At 58.1% G+C, this 19,947-nt stretch carries 20 protein-coding genes; 10 read left to right on the plus strand and 10 right to left on the minus strand.

The window, feature by feature from the left end:
- Window positions 1-5: 5 nt before the first annotated feature.
- Window positions 6-719 (minus strand): phosphonate metabolism transcriptional regulator PhnF, encoded by a 714-nt coding sequence (gene phnF / locus ABJM03_RS10900; protein ID WP_348417415.1) that lies wholly within the window; start codon window positions 717-719, stop codon window positions 6-8.
- A 93-nt stretch (window positions 720-812) separates the two neighbouring features.
- On the opposite strand from phnF, the gene phnG reads away from it, so the two are divergent.
- The 8 genes from phnG to ABJM03_RS10940 all read left to right on the plus strand — a co-directional run bounded on the left by phnG (window position 813) and on the right by ABJM03_RS10940 (window position 7,015).
- Window positions 813-1,268, plus strand: a complete 456-nt coding sequence (gene phnG, locus ABJM03_RS10905) for a phosphonate C-P lyase system protein PhnG (RefSeq protein WP_348417416.1) — start codon at window positions 813-815, stop codon at window positions 1,266-1,268.
- Window positions 1,268-1,828: a phosphonate C-P lyase system protein PhnH gene (gene phnH, locus ABJM03_RS10910; protein ID WP_348417417.1), complete on the plus strand. Its 561-nt coding sequence runs from the start codon at window positions 1,268-1,270 to the stop codon at window positions 1,826-1,828. Before phnG ends, phnH begins: the two co-directional genes overlap by 1 nt.
- Window positions 1,828-2,916, plus strand: a complete 1,089-nt coding sequence (locus ABJM03_RS10915; RefSeq protein WP_348417418.1) for a carbon-phosphorus lyase complex subunit PhnI — start codon at window positions 1,828-1,830, stop codon at window positions 2,914-2,916. Before phnH ends, ABJM03_RS10915 begins: the two co-directional genes overlap by 1 nt.
- A complete protein-coding gene (locus tag ABJM03_RS10920; protein WP_348417419.1) occupies window positions 2,913-3,782 on the plus strand; it encodes an alpha-D-ribose 1-methylphosphonate 5-phosphate C-P-lyase PhnJ in 870 nt (289 codons plus the stop codon). The genes ABJM03_RS10915 and ABJM03_RS10920 overlap by 4 nt, the downstream gene beginning before the upstream one ends.
- Window positions 3,779-4,552 carry a phosphonate C-P lyase system protein PhnK gene (phnK, locus tag ABJM03_RS10925; RefSeq protein ID WP_348417420.1) on the plus strand — a complete coding sequence of 258 codons (774 nt, stop codon included), beginning with the start codon at window positions 3,779-3,781 and terminating at the stop codon, window positions 4,550-4,552. The genes ABJM03_RS10920 and phnK overlap by 4 nt, the downstream gene beginning before the upstream one ends.
- Window positions 4,553-4,556: 4 nt before the next feature.
- Window positions 4,557-5,240 (plus strand): phosphonate C-P lyase system protein PhnL, encoded by a 684-nt coding sequence (gene phnL / locus ABJM03_RS10930; protein WP_348417421.1) that lies wholly within the window; start codon window positions 4,557-4,559, stop codon window positions 5,238-5,240.
- Complete coding sequence (phnN, locus tag ABJM03_RS10935; RefSeq protein WP_348417422.1) at window positions 5,237-5,779, plus strand: phosphonate metabolism protein/1,5-bisphosphokinase (PRPP-forming) PhnN; 543 nt, start codon at window positions 5,237-5,239, stop codon at window positions 5,777-5,779. The genes phnL and phnN overlap by 4 nt, the downstream gene beginning before the upstream one ends.
- A 90-nt stretch (window positions 5,780-5,869) precedes the next feature.
- Window positions 5,870-7,015 carry an alpha-D-ribose 1-methylphosphonate 5-triphosphate diphosphatase gene (locus ABJM03_RS10940; RefSeq protein WP_348417423.1) on the plus strand — a complete coding sequence of 382 codons (1,146 nt, stop codon included), beginning with the start codon at window positions 5,870-5,872 and terminating at the stop codon, window positions 7,013-7,015.
- A gap of 9 nt (window positions 7,016-7,024) precedes the next feature.
- On the opposite strand, the gene ABJM03_RS10945 is transcribed toward ABJM03_RS10940, so the two are convergent.
- Window positions 7,025-7,870 carry a DMT family transporter gene (locus tag ABJM03_RS10945; RefSeq protein ID WP_348417424.1) on the minus strand — a complete coding sequence of 282 codons (846 nt, stop codon included), beginning with the start codon at window positions 7,868-7,870 and terminating at the stop codon, window positions 7,025-7,027.
- A gap of 152 nt (window positions 7,871-8,022) precedes the next feature.
- Here ABJM03_RS10945 and ABJM03_RS10950 point away from each other — a divergent pair, with 152 nt between their 5' ends.
- Window positions 8,023-10,395: a DUF1989 domain-containing protein gene (locus ABJM03_RS10950; RefSeq protein WP_348417597.1), complete on the plus strand. Its 2,373-nt coding sequence runs from the start codon at window positions 8,023-8,025 to the stop codon at window positions 10,393-10,395.
- 21 nt (window positions 10,396-10,416) lie between these two features.
- Here ABJM03_RS10950 and purU read toward each other — a convergent pair whose 3' ends face one another.
- Window positions 10,417-11,301 (minus strand): formyltetrahydrofolate deformylase, encoded by an 885-nt coding sequence (purU, locus tag ABJM03_RS10955; protein ID WP_348417425.1) that lies wholly within the window; start codon window positions 11,299-11,301, stop codon window positions 10,417-10,419.
- A 108-nt stretch (window positions 11,302-11,409) separates the two neighbouring features.
- The gene (locus tag ABJM03_RS10960; protein ID WP_348417426.1) at window positions 11,410-12,744 is read right to left on the minus strand and encodes an NAD(P)/FAD-dependent oxidoreductase; all 1,335 of its coding nucleotides are present in this window, start codon (window positions 12,742-12,744) and stop codon (window positions 11,410-11,412) included.
- A 156-nt stretch (window positions 12,745-12,900) separates the two neighbouring features.
- Between ABJM03_RS10960 and ABJM03_RS10965 the strand changes: the two genes are divergently transcribed.
- Window positions 12,901-13,305: a hypothetical protein gene (locus ABJM03_RS10965; RefSeq protein WP_348417427.1), complete on the plus strand. Its 405-nt coding sequence runs from the start codon at window positions 12,901-12,903 to the stop codon at window positions 13,303-13,305.
- Here the strand turns inward: ABJM03_RS10965 and eutC are convergent.
- The 6 genes from eutC to ABJM03_RS10995 form a co-directional block, all read right to left on the minus strand.
- A complete protein-coding gene (gene eutC / locus ABJM03_RS10970; protein ID WP_348417428.1) occupies window positions 13,302-14,042 on the minus strand; it encodes an ethanolamine ammonia-lyase subunit EutC in 741 nt (246 codons plus the stop codon). The genes ABJM03_RS10965 and eutC overlap by 4 nt on opposite strands.
- A complete protein-coding gene (locus ABJM03_RS10975) occupies window positions 14,039-15,415 on the minus strand; it encodes an ethanolamine ammonia-lyase subunit EutB (RefSeq protein ID WP_348417429.1) in 1,377 nt (458 codons plus the stop codon). The genes eutC and ABJM03_RS10975 overlap by 4 nt, the downstream gene beginning before the upstream one ends.
- A gap of 91 nt (window positions 15,416-15,506) precedes the next feature.
- Window positions 15,507-16,832 (minus strand): type III glutamate--ammonia ligase, encoded by a 1,326-nt coding sequence (gene glnT / locus ABJM03_RS10980; RefSeq protein WP_348417430.1) that lies wholly within the window; start codon window positions 16,830-16,832, stop codon window positions 15,507-15,509.
- Between the two features lie 64 nt (window positions 16,833-16,896).
- A complete protein-coding gene (locus ABJM03_RS10985; RefSeq protein WP_348417431.1) occupies window positions 16,897-18,240 on the minus strand; it encodes an FMN-binding glutamate synthase family protein in 1,344 nt (447 codons plus the stop codon).
- A gap of 9 nt (window positions 18,241-18,249) precedes the next feature.
- On the minus strand, window positions 18,250-18,927 hold the full coding sequence (locus ABJM03_RS10990; RefSeq protein WP_348417432.1) for a GXGXG domain-containing protein: 678 nt from the start codon (window positions 18,925-18,927) through the stop codon (window positions 18,250-18,252).
- A complete protein-coding gene (locus ABJM03_RS10995; RefSeq protein WP_348417433.1) occupies window positions 18,928-19,854 on the minus strand; it encodes a glutamine amidotransferase family protein in 927 nt (308 codons plus the stop codon). It lies immediately after the preceding gene.
- Window positions 19,855-19,947 lie beyond the last annotated feature (93 nt).

Below are 19,947 nucleotides of genomic sequence, written 5' to 3' on the forward strand. Positions count from 1 at the left end.
GCGCCTTAATCGTCCGATAACGTCAGCGTCACCATATCCCCCGCAAACCAGGTGCGTCCGACCTCAACGGGCGTGCCGTCTGTGGCCACATTTACGCTGATTGTCCGTAAAATCGGCGCGCCTTCGGCTATCCGCAGGTGCAGCGCTTGGGTCGCTGTTGCCAGCTTTGCGTTAATCCGCGTGGAGGCACGGGTGTAGTCATCAATGCCAAACTGCGCGAGCGCCATTGTGACTGACGGGTTGTCGCGCAGATGGTCCAACATCTGTGGAAAGCGCTCAGCGGGAAAAACACTGCGGAACAGGGCAATTGGCTGGTTTTCGGTCAGTGATAGCCCCTCATAGCTGTGGACCATCGCATCACGCTCAAGGTCAAGCGCCTCGGCTTCGGCGGGGCGGGCAATACGCGTTTCAAGCGATAGAACGGATTTGGCCGGCGTGCGGCCTGCGGCGGTCAGGTTTTGGTGAAACCGAACACGGCGTCCAATGGGGTAATCTGCCGGTTGCATGGTTACAAACACACCAGCGCCGCGGCGGGAATGAACAATCCCTTCCGCCACCAAGGCCGAAACGGCTTGACGTACCGTATGACGGTTCACACCAAACCGCGCGGCAAAGGCGGCCTCGGTCGGTAACTTATCCCCTTTTTGATACATGCCTTCGGCAATCTCGCTGCGCAGGGTTGTTGCGATGGCTTTCCAGATCGGGGTGCGGGAGGTCATGTCATTAAAACTTCACACTATGCAGGGTTGGCGGAAGAGGCATTACTAGCTAGTATTTGTCTAGTTGTATAGTTATGGTCGGAAGGTGTCTAGATGAATGTGATGAGCGATCCAAACTCCGCCCGTAAAGAATGGCTGAGCTTGTTGGCAAAATCGCCCGCAGGTGATGTGGCCAGGCTGTGGACGGCGCTGGATATGGCCCCCGTGCGTACTGTCTTGCGCACCCCCGAAATCGGAGGCGTCATGGTGCGAGGGCGCGCAGGCGCAGTGGGTGCGCCTTTCAATCTGGGCGAAATGACTGTCACGCGGGCCTCGGTCAAGCTGGACAGCGGAGCGGTTGGTCATGGGTATGTGCAGGGCAGGGACAAAGCCCATGCAACGCAGGCCGCCTTGATCGACGCGCTGATGCAAACGGACATGGCCGATAGGTTGGAGGCGGATGTGCTGACCCCTTTGCGCAATGCTATGGCCAAACGCAAAAACACCCGTCTGGCCAAAGCGGCGGCCACAAAAGTGGATTTCTTTACCATGGTGCGGGGGGAAGATTGATGCAGGCGGATGTTCTTGAGGGCGGTTTTGACGATCCGGCAGTGGATGCTTCGCATGCGTTTCGCGCGGTGATGACAGCGATGGCGCGCCCCGGTGATATCCTGAGCGTAGGCGGGGCGGAGCCACCTGCACCGCTTGGCGTTGCTGCTGGGGTTGTCCTCCTGACCCTGTGCGACCCCGAGACCCCGATTTTTCTGGGTGGCGGATATGACACGGGCCCGCTGCGCGACTGGATCACCTTTCATATCGGTGCGCCATTCGTGCGGGCGCAGGATGCAATGTTTGCGATCGGCGCTTGGAGGGATCTGCCTTTGGGTGACTTTTCATGCGGGACGCCGGAATACCCTGATCGCTCGGCCACTTTGATTGTCGAGCAGGCTGATCTAACCGCCACAGGTATGATGCTCACCGGGCCGGGGATCGAGACACACGCGCAGCTATCATTGCCCGAAACACAAGCCTTTCAGCACAATGCGCGGCGATTTCCTTTGGGGTTGGACTTTATTTTTACTAGCGCAGACCGCTTTGCGGCGCTGCCCCGTACGACAAAGGTAAGCTGATGTATGTTGCGGTAAAAGGGGGCGAGCGCGCGATTGATAACGCACATGCGTGGCTCGCTGAAGAGCGGCGCGGCGATGTGGATGTACCCGAGCTGAGCGTGGATCAAATCCGCGAACAAATGGCATTGGCAGTCAATCGCGTCATGGCCGAGGGGTCTCTTTTTGATCCCGACCTTGCTGCGCTGGCGATCAAACAATCGAGGGGCGATCTGATCGAGGCGGTGTTTCTTGTCCGGGCCTACCGAACGACATTGCCGCGTTTTGGCGGTTCGATCCCGATCGCGACCGAAGATATGCAATGCGACAGGCGCGTGTCCGCGACGTTCAAAGACGCGCCCGGTGGCCAGATCCTTGGGCCGACATTTGATTACACGCACCGTTTGCTGGATTTTAAACTGGCCGCGGACGGGGAGGCGGGGCAAGCACCCGGTGCTACAGCACAGCAAACGGCCACCCCGCATATCATGTCGTTTCTGGATCGTGAAAACCTGATCCAGCCCGAACCATCGGGCGCGGATGTACCCGACGATCTGACCCGTGCCCCGCTTGAGCTGCCCGCCAGTCGCGCCTTGCGCTTGCAAGCGCTCACCCGTGGGGACGAAGGGTTTATCCTTGGCATGGCCTATTCCACGCAACGTGGATATGCGCGCAACCACGCTTTTGTCGCAGAGCTGCGGATCGGTGCGGTGGCGGTTGAGATGGACATCCCCGAGCTGGGCTTTGCGATAGATATTGGCGAGATCACGGTAACGGAATGTGAAACTGTGAACCAGTTCCAAGGCTCTAAGACCCAGCCGCCACAATTCACGCGGGGGTATGGGTTGGTGTTTGGCATGTCTGAGCGCAAGGCGATTTCGATGGCTTTGGTTGACCGCGCATTGCGCTGGCAAGAGCTTGGTGAGGATAACCTTGGCGCACCTGCTCAGGACGAGGAATTTGTCCTCTATCACAGCGATAATATTCAGGCGACGGGGTTCTTGGAACATATCAAACTGCCCCATTACGTCGATTTCCAGTCCGAGCTTGAACTGATCCGCAAGCTGCGCCGCGAGGCACAGGCAAGCACCGCGCAGGAGGCCGCAGAATGAGCGATTATAACTTTGCCTATCTCGACGAGCAGACCAAACGCATGATCCGCCGCGCGATCCTGAAAGGCCTGGCGATCCCCGGCTATCAGGTGCCTTTTGCCAGCCGCGAGATGCCCATGCCTTATGGTTGGGGCACGGGCGGGGTGCAGGTTTCTGCCGCTGTGCTGACGCCGGATGACCGATTTAAGGTCATTGACCAAGGGGCTGATGATACAACAAATGCTGTTTCGATCCGGCGGTTTTTTCAAAAGACCGCAGGTGTTGCCGTGACCGAAGCCACAGCAGAGGCGAGCGTCATCCAGACCCGCCACCGCATCCCCGAGAAAAAGCTGCGCGCGGATCAGATCCTTGTCTATCAGGTGCCCATTCCCGAACCGCTCCGCTTTCTCGAGCCGTCAGAGGTCGAAACCCGCAAAATGCACAGCCTTGAGGAATACGGGCTGATGCATGTGAAGCTCTATGAAGATATCAGCCAGCACGGCGATATCGCCACAGCCTATGCCTATCCGGTCAAGGTTGAGGGGCGCTACGTGATGGACCCGTCACCAATCCCCAAGTTCGACAACCCCAAGCTGGAAATGGCGGGTATTCAACTGTTCGGGGCAGGACGCGAGCAGCGCATTTACGCAATCCCGCCCTACACGCAGGTGGTGAGCCTTGATTTCGAGGACTACCCGTTCGAGCCGAGCAAGGCGGATCACGCCTGTGATCTATGCGGAGCGCAAGACAGCTATCTTGATGAGTTGATTGTCGATGATGAGGGCGGGCGCATGTTTATGTGCTCGGACACGGATTATTGCCGCGCGCGGCGTGCAGATGGCCATATCGGCGCGCAAGGCTTGCCCCATACGGAGGACGCGGCATGACCACCCCGCTGCTACAGGTCGAAAATATCGCCAAAAACTACGGTGCGCGGATCGGCTGCACGGATGTGTCTTTTGATCTCTATCCGGGCGAAGTGTTGGGGATCGTCGGCGAAAGCGGATCGGGGAAGTCGACATTGCTGAACTGTCTGGCCGGACATCTGACGCCGGACCGTGGCGCGGTGCGTTTTGACACCCGCGCCGAAGGCTTGCGCGACACACTCACCATGTCCGACCCGGAACGCCGGATGCTGGGCCGCACCGATTGGGCATTTGTGCACCAACATGCCCGCGACGGTCTGCGCATGAACGTAAGTGCCGGCGGCAATGTTGGTGAGCGCCTGATGGCTGTGAACGCCCGCCACTATGGCGATATCCGCGCTGAGGCGATTGATTGGTTGGGACGGGTGGAAATTACCGAAGACCGCATTGACGACCGCCCCACAGCTTTCTCGGGCGGAATGCAGCAACGGCTGCAGATCGCGCGCAATCTGGTGACGGGCCCACGATTGGTGTTCATGGACGAGCCGACAGGCGGGCTTGATGTCTCAGTACAGGCGCGACTGCTGGATCTGCTGCGCGGTCTGGTCCGCGAGATGAACCTGAGTGCGATCATCGTGACCCATGATCTGGCCGTTGTGCGGTTGTTGGCGGATCGGTTGATGGTGATGAAAGACGGGCGTGTAATTGAGACTGGCCTGACCGATCAGGTGCTGGACGATCCACAGCACGCCTATACGCAGCTTCTTGTTTCATCCGTTTTGCAGGTGTAATTACATGATTTCCATTGAAAATGTTTCAAAATCATTCGTGCTGCACAATCAGGGTGCAGCCGAAATACCCGTCATGCAGGAGGCATCCCTTACAGTTGCAGCCGGTGAATGTGTCGCGCTTGTCGGGGCCTCTGGTGCGGGGAAATCTACGCTGATGCGGATGATCTACGGCAACTACCTGACCGCTTCGGGGCGGATCATTGTGGGGAAGGTGGATGTGGCCACAGCCCTCCCGCGGGAGATCATTCGCCTGCGCCGTGACACCCTTGGCTATGTGAGCCAGTTCCTGCGTGTGGTGCCGCGGGTTTCGACCTTGGATGTTGTGGCAGAGCCATTGCTTGCCACCGGCACTGACCGTGGGGGCGCGCATGATAAAGCCGCGGCGCTGCTGACCCGTTTGAACATCCCTGAACGTCTATGGCAGCTAAGCCCAACGACATTTTCAGGCGGTGAACAACAACGGGTCAACATCGCGCGCGGTTTTGCCTTTCCTTATCCGGCGCTGTTGCTGGATGAACCAACGGCCAGTCTAGACCCGACCAACCGCGCAACCGTGTTGGAGATGATCAGTGAAGCCAAGGCACGTGGAGCAGCGATCATTGGCATTTTCCACGATCATGCTGCCCGCGACGCCATCTGCGATAAACAGTTTGACCTGACGGGCTACACACCGGGGCTGGCGGCGTGAGCGGGCGCTTTATTGCGGTTGTCGGTCCGTCAGGGGTGGGCAAGGACAGCGTCATGCGGGCCATCGCCGCAAAAGAGCCGCGCATGGTTCTGGCGCGCCGGATGATCACCCGACCTGCCGACGCGGGCGGAGAGGATTTCGATGCGGTGACGCAGGCCGCATATGACGCGGCTTTAGCTGCGGATGGGTTCGCCTTGCATTGGTCTGCCCATGGTCTGTCTTATGCCATTGCATGCAAGGCCGAGGCCGATCTGTTGATGGGCAAAGATGTGTTGGCCAATCTCTCACGCACGGTATTGCCACTGGCGCATGCGCGCTTTGCGCATCTGGAGGTGGTGCAGCTGACAGCAACCCGTCATATCCTCGCACAAAGGCTGAGGGCACGCGGGCGCGAAACTGCGGCGCAAATCGCTGAGCGCCTTGACCGCGTGGGATCGCCTTTGCCGACAGGACTTCGGGTTCATACTGTAGATAACAGCGGCGCTTTGTCTGATACGGTTCAACGGGTCTGCGATCTGCTCTATCCGGTCAGCGCATAGGGGAGGTCGAGATTTGGGCATCTTTCTCCAACCCGACGCCTTTAACATTCCCGTAGATGCTTGCACCTGCACAACAACCGTGAGCCAGATATGACAAACAGCATGATTTTTTCAAATGCCAAGCTGATCCTCGACGACGAAATTGTCACCGGTTCGTTGGTTTTGAACGATGGTGTAATCACAGATATTGGCAGCGGCAGCACTGTGCCCAAGGGCGCGGTTGACGTGGGCGGGGATTATCTTGCGCCGGGTTTGGTAGAGCTGCACACCGACAACGTCGAGCGCCATCTAGAGCCGCGCCCAAAGGTAAACTGGCCTTTTCGTGCAGCGATCTTGGCGCATGACCGCGAATTGGCCGGTGTCGGGATTACCACCGTTTTCGACGCTATTCGTGTAGGCTCGATCGTGTCCAATACGGGGGCGGGCTATGCCAAATACGCACGCCAGATGACGGATGAAATTCTGGCCGTGCAGGCGGAAGGTTTGTTCCGGATCAGTCACCATATCCATTTGCGCGCCGAAATCTGCTCCGAGACGCTTATCGAAGAGCTGGACGAATTCACATCCCGGGACCGTATCGGCATTGTATCAATGATGGACCACACACCGGGTCAACGGCAATTCGTTGATGTGTCGAAATTCGAAACCTACATTCGCGGCAAACGTCGCTATTCGGATACCGAGTGGGAGGCTTATGTCGCGTTTTTGTATGATCTTCAATCACGCTTGGGCATTAAACATGAGGCGGCAACCGTTGCCGCAGCCAAACGGCTGGGCGCGACATTGGCCAGTCATGATGACACAACCGGCGAACAGGTCAGCACAAGCCATTTTTACGGTGTGCGGGTGGCAGAGTTCCCGACCACTGCCACGGCTGCCGATGCCTGCCATGCCCGCGGCATTGCAACGATTATGGGCGCACCTAACCTGATCCGCGGAGGGTCTCATTCTGGGAATGTCGCGGCGGCTGATCTGGCGAAAATGGACAGGTTGGATATTCTATCATCGGATTATGTGCCTGCGGGACTGTTGTTGGCAGCGGTGCAGCTTGGCGATCTGTGGGGGGATCTCGCGCGGGGTATGCGCACGGTTACCTCTGCTCCCGCGCGCGCGGTTGGACTGAAAGATCGGGGGCGGCTGGCCGTCGGTCAGCGGGCTGACATCATCCGCTTTGGTATCTCTGACGGCCTGCCTGTATTGCACGAAACATGGAGCGCGGGGAAACGGGTCTCCTGACCGCCCGGGCTAAAGCGCCAGATAGGCAATACCGCTAAAGACTAGCAGGCAGCCGGCCCATTGCTTGGCGTTGATCCGCTCTTTGAGAAAGACGGAGGCCAACAAGATGGTGGGCAGACCGTAGATGGCCGTAGCAACCGCTGCGTATTCGGGATTGGGGTAATTCCCTGCGGTTACCACAGATAAAATCGCGATACCGTCTAGAACCCCCATGATGGCCAGAATGCGCCATGTGCCTGCCTTGGGCCAAAGCGGCAGCCCGAGCGCAAGGATACCTGTCAGGATAATCCCGATTGCGACGACCCGCATTACGACAGATGAGACAAGCCCGTTGGTCATTTCGGTGGCAATCTGTCCAAAGGCAAATGTCGCTGCAAAACCGGCTGCTGCTAACAATGCTGTTATGACCGTCCAGATTTTTCCCTCGGTGGGAACGAGTTCCTTGTCTGCCAGTACGGCGATGATCGTGATCCCTGCAAGGATCGACAAAATTGCAGCGCCTTGCCCGATCGAAAAGCTGGCCCCGCCAATTATCGCAATTCCGACCGAGAAGACCGAAAAACAGGCGACCAAAGGGGCCGCCAGCCAGACGGGACCACGTTGAAAGGCCAGATATAGCCCCACATTGGCAAGCGTGAAGGAAATGCCTGCACCGATCAGGGGCAAGACGCCTTGCGCGGGGATGCTGGTGTAGCTGCCAGTCACCACAAGAAGGCCCAGCTGGAAAATCAGCCCAAACACCATAACCGCAAGCATACTCGCGCTTACGGGTATATTCTGGCTGATGAAACGGATGCAAAAATCGTGGATGCCCCAGCACGCCGCCGCGACCAGTCCAAAAGCAAGAGAGATCAAAAATCACCTATTCCAAATCAGGGGATGCGCTGTCCGTTTGGGCAGGCGATCCCGAATTCCATGTCCGCAGTGTCTGATTCATCTGTCGGATGTTGCATTTGAATGCATTCTTGACGTTAAATATTATTTCCAGTGATGCAACATGCGAGGCGATGATGCAGGACGATTTCTTTAGACTACGCTCAGGGCCACCAAAGCCAAGCGGAATTTTTGAGCCTCGCGTGTTTTCATTGCCTGCCGGGACGGAACGCTATCCTGTTGAAGGTGGCGGCGCGGTGTTGCTGGCATTGTCCGTCGGGGACCTGATCACCATTTCAAATGACGAGGGGGGGCAGCGCTGCGAGGTTTTGGCATGTGATGGCGCGGGGCGGATTGATGCAGGTATCATTGGCGCGCAGGGGCAGGGACCTGCTAGGGGCTTGCAATCGCTTTTGACGGGCGATGATCGCTCGTTGCGGGGGCTGCGCATGGGATTGGACGCCCGCAAGATCGACATCGGTGGTGCAGGGGCTGTGCATCTGTTTGAGGCAACCACACCGGCGAAAACCGAGCAAAGCTTTACCGCGACGCGCGATGGTTGTGTGATCATCGCGGCACCGGGTGGCATCATGGACCTTGAGGCGCAAGATACCTGCACGCCGCTGACGGTTACGATTAAACGTGCTGTGATAAAGCAAACGGTGCGGTTCGAGTTGCCCACACCGCTTGCCGATCCATTGCAGGACATCCGTGTGCATTCCCAAACCGCCGAAGCCTATTTTGTGAAGGCCGGGGATTACATCCAAATTCTGGATGTGGACGGGCGGCAATGCACTGATTTTGAATGTTTCAGCGCGCGTAAGCTGGATAAGGGGATCGAGCATGCGTTGGATGTCACCACCACGCGAACCCTGATGGGCCACGCCTACCCGATGCCGGGTCTGCACGCGAAATACTACGATCAGGAAATGGTGCCGCTGGTTGAGGTGGTCCAAGACACCTGCGGGCGTCATGATGCGTTTGCCTTGGCGTGTTCGGCTAAATATTACGATGATATCGGCTATCCGGGGCATGTAAATTGTTCAGACAACTTCAACACGGCCTTGACGCAATACGGCGTCACAGGGCGCCCCGGTTGGATGGCGATCAATTTTTTCTTCAACACCGGCATTGATGCCCACTGCGTCATGTACGCGGATGAGCCATGGTCGCGGCCGGGTGATTATGTGCTTCTGCGTGCGCTTACCGATATTGTCTGCGTCTCAAGCGCGTGCCCCGATGACACCACTGCCGCCAACGGGTGGAACCCCACAGACATCCACATCCGGACCTACTCCGGCAAAGAAACCTTTCAACGCGCAATCGCCACACGCGTGACCCCAGATGCGGAGCCCAAGATGACCAAGCAAACCGGTTTCCACGAGAGTTTTGCCAAACATACCCGCAATTTCGTTGAATATAACGGCTATTGGATGCCCAATTGCTTTGCGGGTGAAGGGCCAATCGCCGAGTATCATGCCTGCCGCCGCGATGCGGTGATCATGGATCTGTCCCCCCTGCGCAAATTCGAGATCAACGGCCCTGATGCCGAAGCCTTGTGCCAGTATGTCTTTACCCGCAACATGAAAACGCTGCCCGTGGGCGGCGTTGTTTATACGGCTATGTGCTACGAGCACGGCGGGATGATCGACGATGGTACAATTTTCCGGCTGGGGCGTGATAACTTCCGCTGGATTGGCGGGAATGATTACGGCGGCGAATGGCTGCGCGAACAGGCGGACAAGCTGGGGCTGAAGGTTTTGGTCCGTTCTTCGACAGATCAGTTGCACAATGTGGCGGTGCAGGGGCCAAAGTCGCGCGACCTGCTGCGTGATCTGGTCTGGACCGCGCCGCATAACCCCGAATTCGACCAGCTTGCGTGGTTCCGTTTCTGCCCTGCGCGCCTGCGCAATGAGCTGGGCACGCCCTTTGTCATCTCGCGCACCGGTTACACCGGCGAGCTGGGCTATGAGGTGATGTGCCACCCGAAACACGCGACCGAGGTTTTTGACGCGATTTGGGAGGCGGGGCAGGGATATGGCCTGCGCCCTATGGGGCTCGAGGCGCTGGATATGGTGCGCATCGAGGCGGGGCTAGTTTTTGCGGATTATGATTTCTCGGATCAAACGGACCCGTTCGAAGCGGGCATCGGCTTTACCGTGCTGCTGAAGTCAAAGCCTGACGATTTTATCGGCCGTGACGCGTTGATCCGGCGCAAGGAGCACCCCATGCGCAAGCTGGTCGGTCTCGACATCGGCAGCGAGGTCGAGGTGGGCCATGGCGATTGCATCCATATCGGCCGCGCTCAGGTGGGCGAGGTGACTTCGGCCATGCGTTCGCCGCTGCTGGGTAAGAATATTGCAATGGCGCGGATTGATGTGGCGCATGCCGAGGCTGGCACAGCGGTCGAGATTGGTAAGTTGGATGGACACCAGAAACGGCTGCCCGCGGTCGTCCGTGCCGATCTGGCAGCCTATGATCCAAAGAAAGAACGCCCGCGATCCTGATCGCGGGCGTTCGATGTTTTGTTAACCCATCCGTTCGGAGGCGTATGACCCTGGCGATGCCGGGAAGACGACAGTCTTGTTGCCGTTCAGGAAGACACGACGGTGGATATGCGCGTGAATTGCGCGGGCCAGAACCTGACTTTCCACATCGCGGCCCAAGGATACATAATCCTCTGGCGATTGCGCATGGGTGACGCGCACGGTGTCTTGCTCGATGATGGGACCTTCATCCAGATCAGCAGTCACATAATGCGATGTTGCCCCGATCAGCTTTACGCCGCGTTGGAACGCCTGCTTGTAGGGGTTTGCCCCCTTGAAGCTGGGTAGGAAAGAATGGTGGATGTTGATAATTTTACCCGACATTTTCTGACACATCTGATCCGACAGGATCTGCATGTAGCGCGCCAATACGATCAACTCGGCACCGGATTCCTCGACCACTGACATGATCTTGGCCTCGGCTTCGGGTTTGTTTTCTTTGGTGACCTTGATGCAGTGGAAGGGGATGTCGTTGTTCACGACGACCTTTTGATAATCCATGTGGTTTGAAATCACCGCCACGATATCAATCGGCAGCGCACCAATTTTGCAGCGGTACATCAGATCGTTAAGACAGTGACCAAAGCGCGATACCATGATCACGACTTTCATCTTTTGCCCTTCGTCGTGGAATTCATAGTCCATGCCGAATTCGTCCGCCGTGGGGACTAGTTTTTCGGACAGGGTATCCAGCGTGACGTCAGTCTCGGTTTCAAAGCTGACGCGCATGAAAAAGTTGCCGGTTTCCTTATCGTCGAACTGCGCAGAATCGGTGATATTGCACCCGTTATCCGCGAGGTAATTTGCAATGACTGCGACGATGCCGCGACGGGATTGGCATGTCACGGTGAGGGCGTATTTGCTCATTAGAAGTCCTGTTGAAGTTGTATTCGTGTTTAACCGTGTTGGTGCACCGGTATCCGCCCCAACTGGCAGGGGCGGTCGGCATGGCGTCTGTATTTGTAGTGAACCCAGCTAGTTCTGTAGGTAAACCTCAAGACTATCGTCAAGCGCATCTTTCCACGGGGTGTGGTGCTGGGGCGCCATGGTGCCCGTTATCACGGATTTATAGCCGTGGTCGCGGAAGGTCATGATGCCCTTTTTCTTGTGACCTTTCCATTCCTTGAAGGCTTTGCAGGCCCCCTCGACATCGAAGGTCGGATAATCCGTGTCCGCGATCAGCTCTTTGATGTAATCTCCCTGATACCAAATTGCGTCATAGTCATCCTCACCTGCGTCTTCGCGCGCGATCCGGTCCGCAACATCTGCCTTCATCGTGTCTGTATCCGGCACGGCGATGCGGTCCATGATCACATCGCGGACGTACCACGCCTGTGCATCAAACATGTTGAAGGTAAACCACTGGTCCTGCATCCCGATGTAGAAAAGCGCCGGATCATGAACATAAGCGACCCCTTTATACAGATCTGCCGTTGCCAACCGGTTTGCGGTCTTGAGGCGTAAATCGTCCGGCAGGAAGGGGAAGTGGTGTTTGTAACCGGTGCACAGGATCACGGCGTCGACGTCTTTTGATGTGCCGTCTTTGAAATGGGCCGTGTTGCCGTCCACATGGGTCAGGAGCGGCACCTCGGCCCAATTGTCGGGCCAGTCATATCCCATAGCGGCAGTGCGGTGGCTGACGGTGATAGATTTTGCGCCGTATTTCCAGCACTGCGATCCGATGTCTTCGGCGGAATAGCTGGTGCCGACAATCAGGATGTCCTTATCCTTGAACTCCATCGCATCGCGGAAATCATGGGCATGCAGCACGCGGCCTTTGAAGGCGTCAAACCCGTCAAACTGCGGCACATTGGGCGTGCTGAAGTGGCCTGTGCAGACAATCACATGGTCAAATTCTTCGGTATAGGTGTGGTCTTCGGGCAGGTGGCAGGCCGTGACCTGAAACTTGTCGCCGTCTTTCTTGACCCAGCGCACAGCGGTTTCAAAGCGGATCCAGTCGCGCACGCCCGCCTTTTGCACGCGTCCTTGGATATAGTCGAACAATACCGCGCGCGGCGGGTAAGAGGCGATCTGTTTGCCGAAATGTTCTTCAAACGAATAATCCGCGAATTCCAGCCCCTCTTTTGGACCGTTTGACCACAAATAGCGGTACATAGAGCCGTGCACAGGTTCGCCGTATTGATCCAACCCTGTGCGCCATGTGTAATTCCAAAGCCCGCCCCAATCCGATTGCTTCTCGAAACAGACGATTTCCGGAATCTCGTCGCCGTTCGCCTGGGCGGATTGAAATGCGCGAAGCTGGGCAAGGCCGGAGGGGCCTGCACCGAGGATGGCAATGCGTTTGGTCATGGCAGGTTCCTTTTATTGTCAGTTGCCGGAGTGCAGCGCGAATGATACTATAAGTCAATAAATATTCTTTATGGTGAACAAAACTTCAGCGCTTTCAAAATTTTTCCGCTGCAGCAGGCGTCTGTTGGCCAAGTAACGCAGGATAAAAGGACGGGTATGACTAAACCAAGCTTGAGCTACTGGTCGATTGCGGTGTTGGGGCTGCTTTGGCATCTGATGGGCTGCATGAACTACCTGTCGCAAACGGCTGCGGCCTCTTTGGGGCAATTGCCCGAGCCCTATCAGGGGTTTATCGCGCAACGGCCCGTTTGGGCTTCGGCTGTGTTTATTGTTGCGGCATTTGCGGGGGCGGTGGGCTGTATCTTGTTGCTATTGCGGCGCCGTGTGGCGGTGCAATTGTTCGGGCTGTCATTGGCTGCTTGGGCTGTTGCATTGGCCTATACGGCTGCGGCGCTGGGGATGGCTGGCAATGTGATCCTGAGCTTGGCCGTATCGCTGATTGTTGCAGTGGTGTTTTTGGTAATTGCGCGGGCGGCACGGGCGCGCGGCTGGCTGCGTTAACTGAGCGGCAGGCTGCGGGTTTGCGTGAGGGCCACGCCACTGCATCCCGCAGCGCGCATTTCCCGGATCAGCGCACAGGTTTGCTGGGCGGCTTTGTCGATGGGCAGACCTTCGGCGCGCACATTCGAGATACAGTTGCGCGCACTATCGGCCGTCTGTGCGTCGGGATTTTGCGTGATATAGACGCCCAACCCATCCGCTGCCGACAGGCCAGGGCGTTCCCCCAGCACCATCACCACGGTTTTTGCGCCCATGGCCTGTGCAATCTTATCACCCAAGGCGACACGCGCCTGTTGGGCAAGGATCACGGGGCTACAGGACACTCCGGCATCGCTCAGAAGCGTGTTCAGCTGCGCCACAAAGGCCGCACCGTTCAACGCGACCGCCACGCCAGATAGCCCGTCTCCCAGTACGATGGCCACATCCGGCGTGGGATGCTGCGAGAGCTGTTTTGCCTGTGCCTCGGGCAGTTGCCGCCCCAAATCAGGGCGGGTGATATAGGTATCGCGGCTCTGCGCGGCACTGGTGACCAGATCGTGCGCCAGCCCCGCCTTGGCCAGATCAGCAGTGATACGGCCCAGATCCAGCTCGGAGGTGACAGCTTCACGCGCGCGGGCGTGATCCAGCGCGAAATTGAGCGTGGTGGAGGTGTCCGCTGCGCGGCGCGGCGGACCAAAGCTAAGCCGTGCTTGGGTCATGGCGCGGAGGGCGCTGCGCGGGGTCAGATCATCGCTCATGCTGCTGGCAACCTCAGCTGCCCCAGCGCGCCCTCGATCGAGGGTAATGCGACATCAGGGGTGCCAATGCCCATCCGCGCCATCCATGCCTCGAATTCCGGCGCAGGCGGGCGATGCAGCGTGTCGCGGATGAAATGCGCATCGTGATGCGAAAGCGTTTGATAGTTGAGCATAATATCGTCCGAGCCAGGCACAGTAATGACAAAGCTGACGCCAGCGGCGGACAGGACTGTCAGCAGCACATCCATATCTTCCTGATCCGCGTAGGAATGGTTGGTATAGCAGACATCAACCCCCATCGGCAGACCCAACAGCTTGCCGCAAAAATGATCCTCAAGCGCTGCGCGAATGATCTGTTTGCCGTCCGCCAGATATTCCGGCCCGATAAATCCGACGACGGTGTTGACCAGCAACGGCTTATACTGTCGCGCCACGGCGTAGGCGCGGGTTTCCATGGTTTGCTGGTCCATGTCGTGATGGGCATCCGCCGACAGGGCGGCACCCTGTCCTGTCTCGAAATACATAAGGTTGCTGCCCGCAGGCGCGCGGTTCAGGCTGTGCACGGCGTCAAAAGCCTCGTCCAACATCGGCAGGGTGACCCCGAAGCCGGCGTTTGCTTTGGTGGAGCCCGCGACCGACTGAAACACCAGATCAACGGGGGCGTTGTGCTCCATGGCCTTGATCGCGGTGCTGACATGGCCCAACAGGCAATGCTGTGTGGGGATATCAAGCTGGGTGCGGATGGCCTCCAGTACCTCGCAGATGCGGATATAGTCGGGCACGGTATCTGTGGCAGGGTTCACGCCGATCACCGCATCGCCTGTGCCCATCAACAGCCCGTCAATCGCCGACAGCGCGATGCCGCGGCTGTCATCGGCGGGATGATTGGGCTGGTTGCGCGTAGACAGCCGCCCGCGCAGCCCGATGGTCGAGCGGAACTTGGTCACAACCTCGATTTTGGCGGCCACGGCGATCAGGTCTTGTGCGCGCATGATTTTGCTCACAGCGGCGACCATCTCCGGCGTCAGCCCCCATGCAATCCCCGCCAGATCATCGCCGGTGACCGATCCGTCCAGCAGCCAGTCCCGCAGACCGCCCACAGTCAACGACGAGATAACGGCAAATGCCGCAGGATCATGCTGGTCCATGATCAGCGCGGTAACATCATCGCCATCAACTTCGAGAATGTCGTCAAGAAATGCCTTGAGCGGCACATCTGCAAGGCAATGTTGTGCTGCAATACGCTCTACAGGGCCGCTGGCCGACAGCCCCGCCAAAGCATCGCCCGTGCGCGCAGGGCTTGCATGGGCCAAAAGCTGTTTCAGGGAGGGCCATGTAAAGCGTTGGCTGCCGATGTCTGCGCGGTAAATCATAGGTAAAGTCGATCACAAATAGGCGTGGCCCTCAACATAAAAGGGCCACACAAAGCGCGCGCCACCACAGGGTGACGCGCAACTAGGCACATCAGATATCCAATGTGTTGTCTTTTTCCCATTGGCTGAAATGACCGACAAAGCTGTCCCATTCCTGCGTCTTCATCTTGATGTAGGAGGCCGCGAATTCGTCGCCCATGGCACCCTTGAGCCCGCTGTCGGCGTCAAACGCGCGCAGCCCGTCCAGCATGTTGAGCGGCAGTAGCGGCGCGTCTTTGACCAGATGGCCTTCGGCATACATGTCGATGTCATGGCGCGGGCCGGGGTCGGCCTTGCTGCGCACGCCGGACAGACCGGCGGCGATGATGACCGCCTGCAACAGATAGGGGTTTACCGCACCATCAGGCAGGCGCAGCTCAAACCGGCCGGGGCCGGGCACACGCACCATATGGGTGCGGTTATTGCCGGTCCATGTGACCGTATTGGGCGCCCATGTGGCCCCTGACATGGTGCGCGGCGCGTTGATGCGTTTATAGCTGTTGACGGTCGGGTTGGTGATGGCGGGCAGGGCACTTGCGTGTTTCATAATCCCGCCAAGGAAGTTACGCCCCTGATCGGACAGGCCCAATTCAGCCGTCTGGCTACTGTCGTTTGCTTCCATGGCAAAGACATTTGTCTTGCCGTCCAGATCCCAGACCGAGATATGCGCATGACAACCGTTGCCTGTCAGACCCTCAACAGGCTTGGGCATGAAGGTCGCGCGGTAGCCGTGTTTTTCCGCGACGGTTTTGACCATGAATTTAAAGAAACTGTGTTTGTCAGCGGTCTTGAGCGCGTCGTCGAAATCCCAGTTCATTTCCCACTGGCCGTTCGCGTCCTCATGGTCATTCTGGTACGGGTTCCAGCCCAGCTCGAGCATGTGATCGCTGATTTCCTGAATGACCTCCAAGCGGCGCATGAATGCCTGCTGATCATAGCAGGGTTTGGCGGCGGTATCGAAAGGGTCGCTGATCTGTTCGCCGTCGGGGGTGAGCAGGAAGAATTCTGCCTCGATGCCGGTTTTCACGCGCATGCCTTCATCGGCTGCCTCGGCGATAAGACGGCGCAGCACGTTGCGCGGTGCTTGGGCGACGGGTTCGCCCTCCATCACGCAATCGGCGGGCACCCATGCGATCTCGCGGTTCCATGGCAGGATGATCACCGCCTCGGGGTCAGGCACGGCCAGCATGTCGGGGTGGGCAGGGGTCAGGTCAAGCCATGTGGCGAAACCGGCAAAGCCTGCGCCGTCTTCCTGCATATCGGCGATGGCGCGGGCGGGCACCAGTTTGGCCCGTTGGCCGCCGAAAAGGTCGGTAAAGCTGATCATGAAATATTTGACGTTATTGTCGGCGGCAAATTGGGCCAGATCTGTGGTCATAGCGGTGTTCCCTGTGGTGCAAAGAAAGGGGCGCGTGCCGCATGGCCGCGCCCTCGTTTTAGGTTCAGTAGGATGTGCCGGGCTTGCCGGGATACCAATCGGTGCCGGCCAGCGGAATTTTGGCCATGGCAGCGGCCTCCATTGTCAGCGCGCACAGATCCTCGGGTTCGAGATTGTGCAGGTGGTTTTTACCACAGGCCCGCGCGATGGTTTGCGCCTCCAGCGTCATCACCTTGAGATAGTTGTTCAAGCGGCGCCCGCCCTCGATCGGGTCAAAGCGTTTCATCAGCTCGGGATCCTGGGTGGTGATGCCCGCAGGGTCGCGGCCCTCGTGCCAATCGTCATAGGCACCAGCCGTGGTGCCCAATGCGTTATACTCGGCCTCCCATTTGGGATCATTGTCGCCAAGGGCGATCAGCGCTGCGGTACCGATGGCAACGGCATCCGCGCCCATGGCCATAGCTTTGGCAACATCCGCACCGGTGCGGATACCGCCCGAGACAACCAGTTGCACTTCACGGTGCATGCCGAGGTCTTGCAGCGCGCGCACAGCCTCGCGAATACAAGCCAGAATGGGCTGGCCCACGTTTTCGATAAACACATCCTGCGTGGCTGCCGTGCCGCCTTGCATCCCGTCCAGCACAACAACATCTGCGCCCGCTTTGACGGCAAGTGTGGTGTCGAAATAGGGCCGCGCACCGCCAACTTTGATATAGATCGGGACTTTCCAACCGGTGATCTCGCGCAGCTCGAGGATCTTGATCTCGAGATCGTCAGGGCCGGTCCAATCAGGATGGCGGCAGGCCGAGCGTTGGTCGATGCCTTTTGGCAGGTTGCGCATCTCGGCCACGCGGTCGCTGATTTTCTGACCCAGCAACATGCCGCCGCCGCCGGGCTTGGCCCCTTGGCCCACAACAATCTCGATCGCATCGGCGCGGCGTAGGTCTACAGGATTCATGCCATAGCGCGAGGGCAGATATTGATAGACCAGCTTGTTTGAGTGGCCGCGTTCCTCATTGGTCATGCCACCATCGCCTGTGGTGGTCGAGGTGCCCGCAAGGGTCGCACCACGGCCCAGCGCCTCTTTGGCAGGGCCGGACAAGGCACCAAAGGACATGCCCGCAATGGTGATCGGGATATCCAGCTCGATCGGGTTCTTGGCAAAACGGCCGCCAAGGGTCACGGATGTCTCGCATTTCTCACGGTAGCCTTCGAGCGGGTAGCGCGACATAGAAGCGCCCAGAAACAGCAGGTCATCGAAATGCGGTACCTTGCGTTTGGCACCACCGCCACGGATGTCGTAGATGCCTGTCGCCGCTGCACGGCGAATTTCGGCGTTCACCGGGTTAGAGAATGTCGCGGATTGAATGGGCGCAGTCCGAGGCGCGCCGTTAGATGTATCAGTCATGGCTGGTCCTCAATATGCGTTGTCGATGTTGAAATTATACAGCTGGCGCGCCGATCCATAGCGCTTGAACTCTTCCGGTTTGGCGTCCGCGCCTGCGCGTGCCAGCAGATCCTCAAGAATTTCCAGATGCTCGGGGCGCATTTCTTTCTCGATGCAATCCGCGCCAAGCGATTTGACCGAGCCGCGCACAAACAGGCGCGCTTCATACAGGCTGTCGCCCAATGCGTCGCCCGCATCGCCGCAGACCACCAGATTGCCCGATTGCGCCATAAAGGCCGACATATGCCCGATATTGCCATGCACAACGATGTCGATCCCCTTCATGGAAATTCCGCAGCGCGACGAGGCATTACCCTTGATCACCAACAGCCCGCCATGACCTGTGGCACCGGCATATTGGCTGGCGTCCCCGTCGATCACAATGGCACCGCTCATCATATTCTCGGCCACGCCCGGACCGGCGGAGCCTTTGATGTTGATCGTGGCCTGCTGGTTCATGCCGCCACAGTAATACCCCGTCGAGCCCTTTACCGTGACCTCGATCGGCGCATCCAGACCACAGGCAATCGCATGGGCCCCCTTGGGGTTCAGAATTTCCCAAGCGGTCTGGTTTGTATTTTCGGCCTGTGCGTGAAGGGTCTCGTTCAATTCGCGCAGCTCGGTGACTGCCATGTCTATCGTCTGCATTTAGGCGACTTTCTCTTGAGTGGGCTGGTCCGTATGGCTCCAGAAGTAAACGGTTGCGGGCTCCGGCTCCCAGACGCGGGCGTTCTCGATACCGGGCAGGTCGGCCAATGCGCGGTATTCTGATCCGAAGGCCACATATTGATCGGTTTCGGCCATCACCGCCGGTTTGCACGCGATAGGGTCGCGCACGACGCCAAAGCCGTCCTTGGTGCCGACAACAAATGTGAAGAACCCGTCGAGATCCTCAAGGCTGCTTTGCAAGGCTTCGCCCAAGGTCGCGCCCTTTTGCATCTGCCATGTGAGATAGGCAGCACCGACCTCGGTGTCATTCTCGGTCTCGATGTGAATGCCCTCGCGGCGCAGCTTGCGGCGCAGGCTGGCATGGTTGGACAGCGACCCGTTGTGCACAAGGCATTGGTCATCACCGGTGTTGAACGGGTGAGCACCCATCGTCGTGACGGCTGATTCTGTTGCCATACGGGTGTGACCGATGCCATGGCTGCCTGCCATCTGCTCAATATCAAAGCGTGCTGCCACATCTTTGGGCAGGCCGACCTCTTTGTAGATTTCTAGATTATCGCCGCGGCTCATGATGCGCAGGGCAGGATTGACGGTTTTCAACGCCGCGCGGGCGTTTTCAATCGCGCCCAGCGGAATTGATAAAACCGCATGCGTGCTGGCCGTCGTCATGGTCACAGGCGCGCCGATGGCGCTGCTAAGGGCTGTATCAAGTTCTGCAAAATCGGCATCAGGCGTGTCGGACTGCACGACAATCTTTGACTTAGCCGTTGAATCATCTGAATAAATCGCAATGCCCGCACTGTCGGGGCCGCGATCTGTCATCGTCACAAGCATTTTCGTCAGCAATGCGCCCAGCTGTGGTTCCAGCGCCTTGTCTTTCAGGAATAACCCGACAATCCCACACATTTTGTTACCCTCATAAAATTTCCTGCACAGCGCAGGTTGGTCGAATCGAAAACTATCACTGTGATTTGCCGTTATCAACAATAAGAAACTTTT

The organism is Sulfitobacter sp. (genome assembly GCF_039977885.1).
Taxonomy (GTDB): Bacteria; Pseudomonadota; Alphaproteobacteria; order Rhodobacterales; family Rhodobacteraceae; genus Sulfitobacter.

Coding starts and splice junctions, on each gene's coding strand:
- phnK (WP_348417420.1), top strand. CDS start 3,779: ATGACCACCCCGCTGCTACAGGTCGAAAATATCGCCAAAAACTACGGT.
- ABJM03_RS10920 (WP_348417419.1), top strand. CDS start 2,913: ATGAGCGATTATAACTTTGCCTATCTCGACGAGCAGACCAAACGCATG.
- phnF (WP_348417415.1), bottom strand. CDS start 719: ATGACCTCCCGCACCCCGATCTGGAAAGCCATCGCAACAACCCTGCGC.
- purU (WP_348417425.1), bottom strand. CDS start 11,301: ATGAGCAAATACGCCCTCACCGTGACATGCCAATCCCGTCGCGGCATC.
- ABJM03_RS10950 (WP_348417597.1), top strand. CDS start 8,023: ATGATGCAGGACGATTTCTTTAGACTACGCTCAGGGCCACCAAAGCCA.
- ABJM03_RS10990 (WP_348417432.1), bottom strand. CDS start 18,927: ATGCAGACGATAGACATGGCAGTCACCGAGCTGCGCGAATTGAACGAG.
- ABJM03_RS10940 (WP_348417423.1), top strand. CDS start 5,870: ATGACAAACAGCATGATTTTTTCAAATGCCAAGCTGATCCTCGACGAC.
- glnT (WP_348417430.1), bottom strand. CDS start 16,832: ATGACCACAGATCTGGCCCAATTTGCCGCCGACAATAACGTCAAATAT.
- eutC (WP_348417428.1), bottom strand. CDS start 14,042: ATGAGCGATGATCTGACCCCGCGCAGCGCCCTCCGCGCCATGACCCAA.
- ABJM03_RS10995 (WP_348417433.1), bottom strand. CDS start 19,854: ATGTGTGGGATTGTCGGGTTATTCCTGAAAGACAAGGCGCTGGAACCA.
- ABJM03_RS10975 (WP_348417429.1), bottom strand. CDS start 15,415: ATGATTTACCGCGCAGACATCGGCAGCCAACGCTTTACATGGCCCTCC.
- ABJM03_RS10965 (WP_348417427.1), top strand. CDS start 12,901: ATGACTAAACCAAGCTTGAGCTACTGGTCGATTGCGGTGTTGGGGCTG.
- phnL (WP_348417421.1), top strand. CDS start 4,557: ATGATTTCCATTGAAAATGTTTCAAAATCATTCGTGCTGCACAATCAG.
- ABJM03_RS10915 (WP_348417418.1), top strand. CDS start 1,828: ATGTATGTTGCGGTAAAAGGGGGCGAGCGCGCGATTGATAACGCACAT.
- phnG (WP_348417416.1), top strand. CDS start 813: ATGAATGTGATGAGCGATCCAAACTCCGCCCGTAAAGAATGGCTGAGC.
- phnH (WP_348417417.1), top strand. CDS start 1,268: ATGCAGGCGGATGTTCTTGAGGGCGGTTTTGACGATCCGGCAGTGGAT.
- ABJM03_RS10985 (WP_348417431.1), bottom strand. CDS start 18,240: ATGACTGATACATCTAACGGCGCGCCTCGGACTGCGCCCATTCAATCC.
- ABJM03_RS10960 (WP_348417426.1), bottom strand. CDS start 12,744: ATGACCAAACGCATTGCCATCCTCGGTGCAGGCCCCTCCGGCCTTGCC.